Origin of the sequence: Mycobacterium sp. ENV421 (genome assembly GCF_002887815.1) — a bacterium.
Taxonomy (GTDB): Bacteria; Actinomycetota; Actinomycetes; order Mycobacteriales; family Mycobacteriaceae; genus Mycobacterium.
In genome coordinates this window covers 1-10,073 of the sequence record NZ_PDHO01000064.1, presented here as the reverse complement: position 1 = coordinate 10,073, position 10,073 = coordinate 1, and the positions used below count along the sequence as shown (strand labels likewise).

Sequence of the window (10,073 nt, the reverse complement as noted above, 5' to 3'; positions counted from 1 at the left end):
CATCGTCATCAACACCGATGACGTCGACATCATCATCTTCAGTGACGGCCAACAGGCTGAGCACGTGGCGTACTGATGGGTGCCCACCAAGACGCGGTACAGACCGCGAAGTGTATGCCGTTGTGGGCTGGCCAGCGGATGCCCGGGCTCGACCCAACTGTTCTACGTGCATCTCAAGACCACCACGAGCTGGGTGTATTCAGCGAGACTTGCTTGCGACACGCACATCTCCAGTTAACGGCTGGTTTATCCGTCAGTGAAATACTGACAAGGTGGCCAGCCGCCCGAAAGTGCATCGCAGCGAGGTGAGTCGGGCCATCGCGATGGTCGCCGGTCGGCGCTTGAAGGTCGATGATCCGCACCGCTGGCGGCTGCCAGATTCACCCGACTCCGAACCTAGCGAAGTGCTCGATTACCTGCGGAAATTCAGCGGAGTTGGGATTCCGCGGTGGGTGCTGCAGGCCGACGTGTGCGACGCGTTGACGCTGAACAACTGGCTGTGGTGGGAGGACCGTCGCCGCGAGCTGCATTTCCTGCGCGTAGGCCGCGACCGCGGGTTATTTCTGTCGCAAATGGGTGCTCAGGTCGGTGTGGGCAAACAAGGCGTCCTGGATCGTATTGACCGTCTAGAGGCGCTGCTGCGCTATGACCGACCCGATGAGAAGATCACCCGCGCCGCCCGGCGCCTGGACCATCTGGCTCGCGAACGCGTACCGAGTGAGCTGGCCTGGGTGCAGGCCCACCGGGACGAGATCCTGTCGGTGATCACCGGCTTGGTTGGTCAAGCCGACCGGTTCAGCCTGGCTGAGCAGAACCGGGAGTGGCTCGAGGAGTTGGTCGTCGATGCCCGCGACGATGAGCTACGCCCGACCACGATGGTGTTGTTGGGGTTAGCGAGTGCTGAGCTGCGGACTGCGCCCTCGGTGCTCGAGCTGGACAGCAGCCGACCGTTCATGGTGCACACCATATTGGCGCGGGCTGACCGGTTGCGTTGTGATTTCGCCGCTATCGGCGCCAGCGAATGCTCTGGGCTGGCGGCCGGTACGGGACCGGCAGATTAGGAAGCTTTGAGGCTCGACCGTCGCACACTGTGCAGGATGGATTCGCGCATAAGCTGAGCGACGCTGACCCCCCGTCGCTCAGCTTCTCCGCGGATCTCGTCGTAGTCCGACGGGTTGAAGCGCACGAACACACCCTCGGTGAGCTGGCGCGTCTCACTCTTGACCCTGCCCACGTTCACTCCTTCGGCACCGTCGGTGTTGTGGCGCTGCCTGGCGGCATGACGCTAGTTTACGGCATCGATGCCCTTATTTAGCAACATCAGCCGTTGCCCGCGTGCCGGATGTCGCTAATATGCTGCTGGTTAGGAGCATAATGCTTCTATGGAAGGAGCATGCCCGTAGCGGGCTGACACGCGATGACGCAACCCAAGCAGCCGCCCGCAGGGGTGGAGACCGAGCCGCAGGGTGAGGTCGTGCCGCTGAAGGTTGCTGCCACCAGGCTGGGCAAGGACCCCCGCACCCTGATCAAGGCGATTACGGCCGGTGAGCTGCGCGGTGGCGCGATGCCGCGTCCGGAGCGGCTGCGCTGGTATGTCTACGCCGATGCGTTGCCACCTGAGCCCGGCGCTCGTCCGACTGGGCCGCCGCGTGCGGTGGTCGAGGAGTTGCGTGCCCAGGTGGTGTCACTACAGGAAACGAACCGGCTGTTGATCGCTGCTCAGCAAGAGCTGCTGGATGCCGACCATTCCACCCACGAAGCCGCCGACAAATACCGGGCGGTGGCGCGCGGCTATCTCGATGCGCTGGCCCAATTCATGACGCCGGGACATTTGGGCGAGCTGGCCGACCTCTGACGGCGCGGATGCTCAGGATGCCGCGGGGCTGAGCTCGGCGCGGTCGGCGAGCAGGGCCATCAGCGTCTTGATTCCGTCGGCACCCAGGTAGGTGTGTAGTGCATCGGCCAGGCTTTCCGGCTTGGCGTGGAACTCCCCGAGGGCGCCGGCGATGACCCGCGAGCGGCTCGGCGGCCGGGTGGCATCGCCGTTCCCCTCCCCCGCCGCCGGAGCGGAGTCGTGGCGGTCCAGGGCGGTGCGCCAGCGGGCGACCTGCTCCTCGAGCGGCACCCGGGCGAGGTTGCGGGCTTCCCGGATGGCCAATTCGCCGCGGCGCAAGGCGGTTTGAAGTTCGGGGGCGAGCTTCAATAGAGCGCGCCGCTGGGACACCCACGCCTCGGTCTTGCGCAGCCGGGTGGCGGCTTCGGTCGCGGTGCCGCACTCGGCGACGAGCGATTCCACGGCCTTGGCTTCCTCGAGGACGTCGAAGTCCTGCCGGTCGACGTTTTCGGCGATGCTGGCGGAGATCAGGGTGACGCGGTCGCGGGCGATCGCGTCGTTGACGACGATGTCGAGCGTGCTGCGCCCGTACTTGTGCGCGGCGGCCAGCCGTCGGCAGCCGTTCACCACGACAAACTTGGTGTCGATGGTGTCGTCGGGATACAGGCCCAGATAGGCCGCTTTGGTGACCACGATTGCGGGTTGTAACTGCATGTCGGCGATCGAGGCCAGATCCTCCAGCGTGCCGACGTCATCGCGTGGGTTGCGGGGGTTGGGCGTGAGATCGGCTAGGGCGAGACTTCGGGGTGGTTCCAGGCGCGGATTCTCGACCGGCGAGTGGTCCCCGACGGCGCTGGCGAGACTGGCGAGACTGGTGCGCTGTCCGCGGGCCATTAGCGGGCTCCTCCCCCGATGTTGAGTTCGAGTGCGAATCGGTAGAAGTCTTCGCGGGCCTGCAACGCCACCCGGTTGGTCGGGTACTCGGTGACCACATGCCCGTCGGCACTGGCTCGTGTGTGCAGCTTGTAGTGGCGGATCACCGTATGCGCCAGTGGCCAGCCGTTGGCTTTGACGAAATCTTTCGTCTCGTTGAGGTCGTAGGTACCGTCGCGGGGGTCCCAGTTATTGATCACGACGACGTAGCGCAGGCCGCGGGGCTTGATCACCTTGTTGACCGTGCGGGTCGTCGGATCGAAGCTGAGCGGCTCGGGCTCGATCGGCACAATCACCTGATCCGCGACGTCGAGGACCGCCCGCAGCGCCTCCTGGTCGGGTCCACCGAGCGGGTCGGCGCCGTCGTCGGCGTTCCCGATCCAACCAGGGGTATCGACGTAGACGTGCTGGATACCGGGTAAGTCTCGGAGCTGGCTCAGTCGTTTGATGTCGTCGTGGGCCTGCACGATGTGGAACGGCAGGTCGTCGATGCGCTCGGCCCACCAGACCGCCGAGCCCTGTGGGTCGATCGATACCGCGGCGACCGGTGAGCTGGCGTCGGGGTCATCGTTGTGGTTGAGGACATCGGCGGTGACGGCGGCGAGGTTGACCGCGATCGTGCTCTTGCCGACGCCGCCCTTCTGATTGAGAACGACATGAACAGCCATCAATGGCCTTCCGTGTGCTTCCCCCGCTGTGCGGAGTACTTCGGATGCGACACCGTGATCCTATGGGCGTTGGGGCGCGCCGGCTCGCCGACACGCTCTCCATCTGCCGGATGACCTCGGTGGCGCGCCTGAACTTGTGCCTTAACCGCGGTTAAGGTGTACATCGGCGGCTTTCCCAGGGGTGTGCTCCGAGCGACCGGGCCGTCTTAACCGCGGTTAAGACGGAGGGGCTTCGATGAGGCGCCGCGGTCCGCCAATGGGTATTTCGGGCGGATTGAGTGCGCGGAGCTCCGGCGGTCAGTATCGACAAGTCCTGTCCTGTCTTAACCGCGGTTAAGACGGGCCTCTGCTGTGCAGTCGGGACGGCTCGGATTGCCCGGTGCCGGCGAATGACCACCCAGCAGCAGAGCCGAGTGCGCTCCGCGACGCATGCCTGGCCTCACAATGCGACACAGCGCCGTGGTGGCCGGGAATCGCGCACGGTCCCTTCCGGCAGCCAGGTCCGTCACGGTGACGCGCACGGTGACGCACAGCGCCGCGTCGGGCGGCCTCGGTGCGTGCTGTCGCGGTGCCTTAACCGCGGTTAAGGCACCCATCGTCGGCGGCTGCCCACGGGGCGGGGTTGATGACCGGGCCTCCTAACCGCGGTTAAGTCGCGGAGCCCCGACGGGTGGTCGCGGGTCCGCCAGTGGCGGGCGCAGCATCTCAGCCGCAGACGGCGTGCGCGGAGCCGGATCCGGCCGTCGGCGCCGACCTGTCCTCCTGTCTTAACCGCGGTTAAGACAGGACCCCTCCCCCTGTCCGTCGGGACGGCTCGAACTGGCCGGCGCCGGTGAATGGCCCGCGCCGGCTGTGGCCAGTGCGCGCCACGACGCGGGGGCCGGGATACGCATTGCGATACAGCGCCGTGGTGGTCGGGAATCGCGCATGTCCTCCGCTCGCAGGCGTTTCGTCACGGTGACGGTCGCCTCCCTGTCCGCAGTGAGGCGGAGCGGATCGCGACGGAGAGCCCTCCCCCGGTCGTGATGGGGAACGCGTTTGTGGCACCGACCGGCGCGGATCCGATCTGCGGGTGTCCGGTGGTGATCGGGTCACACGATCACCGAGTGATTGATGAATTGGCCAGTGGCCAGCGCGCAGGACTGGTCGTTCACCGTTTGGGCTGTGCGATGCGGTGATTCGGTGATGTCGTTTCGTCCGCCACCGGGTCACCGCATCATGCAGTGAGTCCGTGACTGTGTCGCCGGGTGATCACGTGCCGTGGTGATGACGTGAGTTGATCGCGCGATCACATCGTCACGGCGTGACAACGTCCCGGGGTGGCACAGTCATTGTGTTGCTGTGTGATTCAGTGATGGTGTGATCCTGTCGCACCGCCACCGCGTTACGGAATCCCTCAGTGACCGGGTCATCAGATCGCGGAGTTACCCGGTGCGCCGATCACACGGTCACCACATCGCCGGGTGATGGTGCCACCAGGTGATCCGATCCGGGTGTGGCGGCATCACCGGGCCACCGTGTCGCCCGGCGACCGCGTGATCTGGTGAGCAGGCGATTTCATCACCGCGCGACGCCGTCACGGAATACCGCGTGATTTCGTCACTGTGACACCGGATCGCACGATGTCCGGGTGATGGGGTGAGCCCGCGACGGCGTGACATGGTCACGCGGTGAGCCAGTGATGTTGCGAGCCGATCACGCCGTGAGCACAGCACCGCATCACTGCGCCACACGCCCGCGCGGGTCAAGCGCGCTGAACGCCAAGGGTGCTGTACTCGTTGTATCCAAGTGAAGGGAGTGACAGCTGTGAAAGCCGAAGTGATCGCCATCGCCAACCACAAAGGTGGCGTCGGCAAGTCGTTCACGGCGGTCAACCTGGCGGCCGGGCTGGCGCGCGGGGGGTGGCGCACTCTGCTCGTCGACTGCGACCCGCAGAGTAATGCCACCTCGATGTTCGATCCGGACGATGACGTCGAATACGACATCTACGACCTCATCAAAGAAGAGGTCCCGCTGGAGAAGGTGGTGCGGCGGACCCGGTTGCAGAATCTTGACCTGATTCCGTCCACCCTCGCGGTCGCCAAGCTCGACCAAGAGCTGGTCACCATGCACCGCCGCGAGGACCAACTCACGATCGCGCTGGCACCGGCCTTTCCCGACTACGACGCGATCGTGCTCGACTTGTCGCCGAACCTCGGGCAACTGGTCATCACCGCGTTGAATGCCGCCGAGTGGTTGATCGTGCCGACGGACGCCAGCAAGTGGGGGCGGCGCGGGGTGAACATGTTCCTGGAGTGGTCGATGACGTTGCGCCAGCACCAGGTGCTGTCGGCGCAGCTGCTGGGCGTGCTGTTGACCAAATACGAATCGTCCACATTGATCAGCCGGGAAACGTTGGCGGGCTTGAGATCTGACGGGCTGCCGCTGTTCGACACGTTCATTCCGAAGCGCACCGCAGCCGAGCGCATGGTCAGTGACCAGGTCGTGCTCGGCGACGAGGGAGCCGACCCCGATCTGGCTCAGGCCTACGCCAGCTTCACCGTTGAGGTCATGACCCTGGTCGACCAGGGCCGACGGAATAGAGGAAAGCATCATGCCTAAGAAAGACACCTCGGCGGCGGTTCTGGGAATGCTGTCCAGCGCCGGCGCCCAAACACGTCCCGCTCCGGTCGAGCCGCCCGTCGCAGTGACGCCGACACCCGAACCGGCTCCCGTTGTCCCGGCGCCGGTGGCCGCATCGGTGCGCACGTTGCCGCCGCCGGCCAAGCCGGCGCCGGCCGCCGAGGAGGCACCCCGGACGCTGCGGCTGCGCCCGGAGACGGCAGCCCGGCTGCGGGCGGCATGGTTGGAGGCCAAACGCGATGATGTGCTGCTCACCGCGCAGGACTTCGCCTCCAATCTGGTGGAGGATGCGCTGCTGCGCCGCCAGCGCCGCACCGCAACGTCCTAGACCAGGGCGCTGTTCGCGCCGTCTTAACCGCGGTTAAGACGCAAGGTCATTCGCCGGCCGGGCATATCCGGCCGCGGTGTGCGCGTCCAGCGGCCGCCCGCCGGGATCCAAGATGACCCAGCGGGTTTGGCGCCAGAAGAACGCGGTCGTGGACAGCTCGGCGGGGGAGTGCACCCGGTAACCGAGCTCCAGGGTGGCGATGCGACCGGGCTGCTGGAGGCGCGACCGGCACGGGTCGCAGGCCAGGAAACCGTGCGCCGCCGTGGGTAGTTCCGGCTCGGGGCAGCCGGTGATGCGGCTGAGCGCGACATCACAGGTGTAGCGGCAGCCGTCGAGCATGACTTCGCAATGTCCACTGGAGCGGGCGGCAAATCAGCGCGTGCGCCGGCGCAGCAGCGTAAGGGGGTTGCGGCGCAGCATGATTCGGCGCGCTCCGCGGCACTCGCAGCGGTAGGGGAACGGGCGGTGCCTCGGCCACGTCCCACAGGTGATCGATCGCGGCGTTGTGTTCGCCGTCGATCCAGACTCCGGCCCACATCCCCCAGCATGCCTTGCTGCGCAGCGCTTCTCGCGCACACCAGCTTCGCACCGGGCACGCCAGGCAGCCGCGCAGCGCGCGGCGGCGATCGTCACGGTCGAACCACCGGTCGGGCTCGGCACGGCACGGCATATCCGACCGCACCTCCGGACGGCTACCCATCGCGTGGCTCATCGCGGGGCCCCGCCCCCGCGGCGCCGACGCGCGACGATCTCGTCGAGGGCGCGGCGCGCGGCAGCGCGACCCCCGCCGTCCAGCGCCGCCCGCCCGACTTCACGGGCTCGCTCGGCCTTCTCCCGTTCGGCGAATTGCCGCTCGACCCGCCGCCGTGCGGCGGCCAGTTCTTCCTGCTCACGCGCGACGTCCAGGGCGGCCGGGCGTTCCTCGAAGTTCCCGTGCGACGCCAGCATCGCCCCGAGCAGACCGATCGGCTTGTGTGGGCTGTCGGGCACCCAATGACCGGTGCCGATCCAGTCGGTGATGAGCTGATTGAGGTCGCGGGGGGTCCAGCCGTGGTGAGCCGGTCTGGCCAGCACCGCAGCCCACGCCGTGCCGGTGCGGTAACGACGGGCCCACGGCGGACTTTGCTCGTCGGCCAGCCAGGCGTTTGCTAGGGCGAGGCCCAGGCTGTCGAGGCGTTGGCGACGCGGAGCGGCGCTGCGACCAGCGCTTTCGCGCTGGTGGTGGGTAGTGAGTGATTTTTTAGGTGAGGTTTTATGAATTAAATGAGACCCTCCGGGATGGGGTGACAGTTGTTGAAATCGGTTGTCGTGCAGCGCCCACACCGATGCCCAGCCGCGGCCGCGGTCACCCACCCGCCAGCTGGCATATCGCTCCGAGCGAGTGCGCTGCCGGCCCCGCATGACCTCGGTGGCCACCCCCAGCAGCCGCAGCGTCGTTGAGGCGCGCTGGACGGTGCGCACAGACAGACCGGTCATCTCGGCCAGGCGGGCGTTGGTGGGCCGGCACTCGCGCCCGGTGCGGTGATCGGCGAACGAGGCGCGCGCTTCCGCGACCGTTACTAATGCCTTGAGGCTCACCGGGTTTCCGGGCATCGCCGGGCGGACGTGGGTCTCGTAGCGTTCTTGGTAGGCCTTCGGGACGGTGATGTGCGCCCACTTGCGGGCCCGGCCGCTCCAGCAGGGGATGGCCGCCCACGGGGCGTCGACCTGCAGCGCGACGCGCGGAACATTGTCGAGGCAGTGGCCGCCGGCCCGCAGGATCCACTGGGGTGCGGTGTGGGCGACACCGCGGCGGGGGACCGCCTTGCTGCAGCCTCGGTAGGGGCGATGGACATGGATATGCTGGCCACGGTGCGCGGTATCTGGACCGACACATGTGTGTGCGCTACCGTGGAATGCGTCTTTCATGACGATTCCCTTTGGAAGTGGGAGAGCGCGAAAGCACACCAGATTTGGGCGGCAACCCGAATCAACAACCCTCGGCCGTCATGGCCGGGGGTTTCGCGTTGGAGGGGCTTTCGCTGGAACTATGAAGTTGTGTCCCGGCCGGCGGCAACCAGCCTGGATCTGTTGTGGCCGAACTCCTTTCGTCTCACCCGGACGGATATCCGTCCGGCTCGAGATGACGGATATCCGTCATCTGTTGGGTGAGGTGACGGATATCCGTCCGGGCAGAGCGGTCCGCCTGACTGAGTCAGGCTGACGGATATCCGTCCTGGCGTCGTGACGGATATCCGTCACCTCATGGTCGAGGATGCCTCAGGTGCGCCCGGGATCGGTGCGTGACACGCCGCAACATTGTTCACATCTGTCACGGCAGTGTCAGGCCCGGTCGGCCCGCCCGGTCCCGGAGCGGGGACATCAACGCCATCGCAATTCACCCTAAATGACCACTGCGGCGGCCTGCCGGGCCCCAAACCGAAATCTTTCGTCCTTCGCAGCGGGCGCCTGTCTGTACGTTATTCGACGCCGCTGTGTGTGCCATCCTGACCCGGTCTGACAGATACTGGATCACGAGCTGGCGGAGGTCGCCGCAGCGGTCAGCACCTCCGCTTTCGCTCGCTCGTGACCAGTGTGAAGTTGGGGTACGCACGGCCGCCTACTGGGGCCCGATACTTGGTCTGTCGTGTACCGCGACGCCGGTAAACAGTTGGCACGGGCAGATAGTGGTTTCGCGACAGTTTTGTTGGCGCGTTGCTACCGCAAGTGTCCGGGTTGTTGGATGAAACGTGCATGCCCGGCCTCCCAGGGCCGGTGACCTCTCCTTTGGCTTTCCCTTGACGACCACCCCCTGAGGCAGCGACACAATGACCGTAGTTCATGACACGACTTCGTCCCCCGAGGACGTTCGGGGTCGCGGCGCTGGTGATCGGCGTGCTGACACCCTTGAGGCGATGTTCGACTCCGGCGATGGGGAGGCGGTGTTCGCGGATCCGCGCGCGGTGGTCTGGGCGAGTCGAGCTGTGGCCGTTGCAATTAACGCGGCGATTTTGATCGCCAGCATCATTCTGTCCTTCTCCTCGCTGAGTGATCTAGCGCGGCGGACGGGCAGCTGGACGGGCTGGCTGCCATATCTGTGGCCTGGAATCGTCGATGGCTCAATCGTTTTGGCGACCGTGGGGTTGCTGACCACGAGGGCCCGTCCCGATCAGCGCAGGAACAGGCAGTTCTTCTGGATCATGCTCGTTACCGGGACACTGGTCAGTATCGGCGGTAATGCGGTGCATGCCATCCTGCCGACCAACGCACCCTTACCACCTGCCCTGTCCTTCGCAATGGCGTGCGTGCCGCCCGTGGCCATTCTGGCGTCCACTCATGCGGTGCAAATTTTCTGGCAGCTCAACACTTCCCGACGATCGGCTTCCCCACGGGTCGCGCGCACCGGTGAGAGTCCGGTTCAGGTCAACCAGGACCGAGGCCAGCCGTGGCTGGCGTTGGCCCGCGAGATCCACCAACGCGGTCGGTTGACCAATCATTCGGAAACCACGCTGAGTCAGGCGCTGTGGCGGCTGTTTGAGGTGCGCCCACAGATGTCGCTGCGTGCCATTGGCGAGGAGGTCGGCGTGGGTCACCACGATGTCATCGCCCGCATCCGCCAGACCGCCACCGAGGTGGTGCGGGAACGCCCTGAATTAGGGCGTGTCCGATAAATGTGGCAGCCAGACGGTGATGGCACGTAGGACTGCTG

At 66.1% G+C, this 10,073-nt stretch carries 11 protein-coding genes; 5 read left to right on the top strand and 6 right to left on the bottom strand.

The genetic code is table 11. The annotated features are described in order from the left end of the window. Nucleotides 1-272: 272 nt before the first annotated feature. Nucleotides 273-1,061: a hypothetical protein gene (locus CRM90_RS28795; RefSeq protein WP_233209574.1), complete on the top strand. Its 789-nt coding sequence runs from the start codon at nt 273-275 to the stop codon at nt 1,059-1,061. Here the strand turns inward: CRM90_RS28795 and CRM90_RS30615 are convergent. Beyond that, nucleotides 1,058-1,234 carry a plasmid mobilization protein gene (locus CRM90_RS30615; RefSeq protein WP_158249087.1) on the bottom strand — a complete coding sequence of 59 codons (177 nt, stop codon included), beginning with the start codon at nt 1,232-1,234 and terminating at the stop codon, nt 1,058-1,060. The genes CRM90_RS28795 and CRM90_RS30615 overlap by 4 nt on opposite strands. Before the next feature lie 183 nt (nt 1,235-1,417). On the opposite strand from CRM90_RS30615, the gene CRM90_RS28785 reads away from it, so the two are divergent. Continuing rightward, the gene (locus CRM90_RS28785) at nt 1,418-1,855 is read left to right on the top strand and encodes a hypothetical protein (protein WP_102810281.1); all 438 of its coding nucleotides are present in this window, start codon (nt 1,418-1,420) and stop codon (nt 1,853-1,855) included. Between the two features lie 12 nt (nt 1,856-1,867). On the opposite strand, the gene CRM90_RS28780 is transcribed toward CRM90_RS28785, so the two are convergent. After that, nucleotides 1,868-2,728: a ParB/RepB/Spo0J family partition protein gene (locus CRM90_RS28780; protein WP_102810280.1), complete on the bottom strand. Its 861-nt coding sequence runs from the start codon at nt 2,726-2,728 to the stop codon at nt 1,868-1,870. Then, entirely contained in the window at nt 2,728-3,435 is a 708-nt protein-coding gene (locus CRM90_RS28775) for a nucleotide-binding protein (RefSeq protein WP_102810279.1), read from the bottom strand. The genes CRM90_RS28780 and CRM90_RS28775 overlap by 1 nt, the downstream gene beginning before the upstream one ends. A gap of 1,806 nt (nt 3,436-5,241) precedes the next feature. Here CRM90_RS28775 and CRM90_RS28770 point away from each other — a divergent pair. Both CRM90_RS28770 and CRM90_RS28765 read left to right on the top strand, forming a co-directional pair. After that, nucleotides 5,242-6,036: a ParA family protein gene (locus CRM90_RS28770; protein ID WP_102810278.1), complete on the top strand. Its 795-nt coding sequence runs from the start codon at nt 5,242-5,244 to the stop codon at nt 6,034-6,036. Next, the gene (locus CRM90_RS28765; protein ID WP_102810277.1) at nt 6,029-6,385 is read left to right on the top strand and encodes a hypothetical protein; all 357 of its coding nucleotides are present in this window, start codon (nt 6,029-6,031) and stop codon (nt 6,383-6,385) included. Before CRM90_RS28770 ends, CRM90_RS28765 begins: the two co-directional genes overlap by 8 nt. A gap of 33 nt (nt 6,386-6,418) precedes the next feature. On the opposite strand, the gene CRM90_RS28760 is transcribed toward CRM90_RS28765, so the two are convergent. From CRM90_RS28760 to CRM90_RS28750, 3 genes are read right to left on the bottom strand one after another with little or no spacing between them, the layout of a single operon-like run. Then, complete coding sequence (locus CRM90_RS28760) at nt 6,419-6,724, bottom strand: hypothetical protein (protein WP_102810276.1); 306 nt, start codon at nt 6,722-6,724, stop codon at nt 6,419-6,421. After that, nucleotides 6,696-7,055: a WhiB family transcriptional regulator gene (locus tag CRM90_RS31510; protein WP_353617002.1), complete on the bottom strand. Its 360-nt coding sequence runs from the start codon at nt 7,053-7,055 to the stop codon at nt 6,696-6,698. The genes CRM90_RS28760 and CRM90_RS31510 overlap by 29 nt, the downstream gene beginning before the upstream one ends. A 38-nt stretch (nt 7,056-7,093) precedes the next feature. Further along, entirely contained in the window at nt 7,094-8,293 is a 1,200-nt protein-coding gene (locus CRM90_RS28750; protein WP_102810274.1) for a helix-turn-helix domain-containing protein, read from the bottom strand. A gap of 986 nt (nt 8,294-9,279) precedes the next feature. Between CRM90_RS28750 and CRM90_RS28745 the strand changes: the two genes are divergently transcribed. Beyond that, entirely contained in the window at nt 9,280-10,035 is a 756-nt protein-coding gene (locus CRM90_RS28745; protein ID WP_233209573.1) for a DUF2637 domain-containing protein, read from the top strand. Nucleotides 10,036-10,073 lie beyond the last annotated feature (38 nt).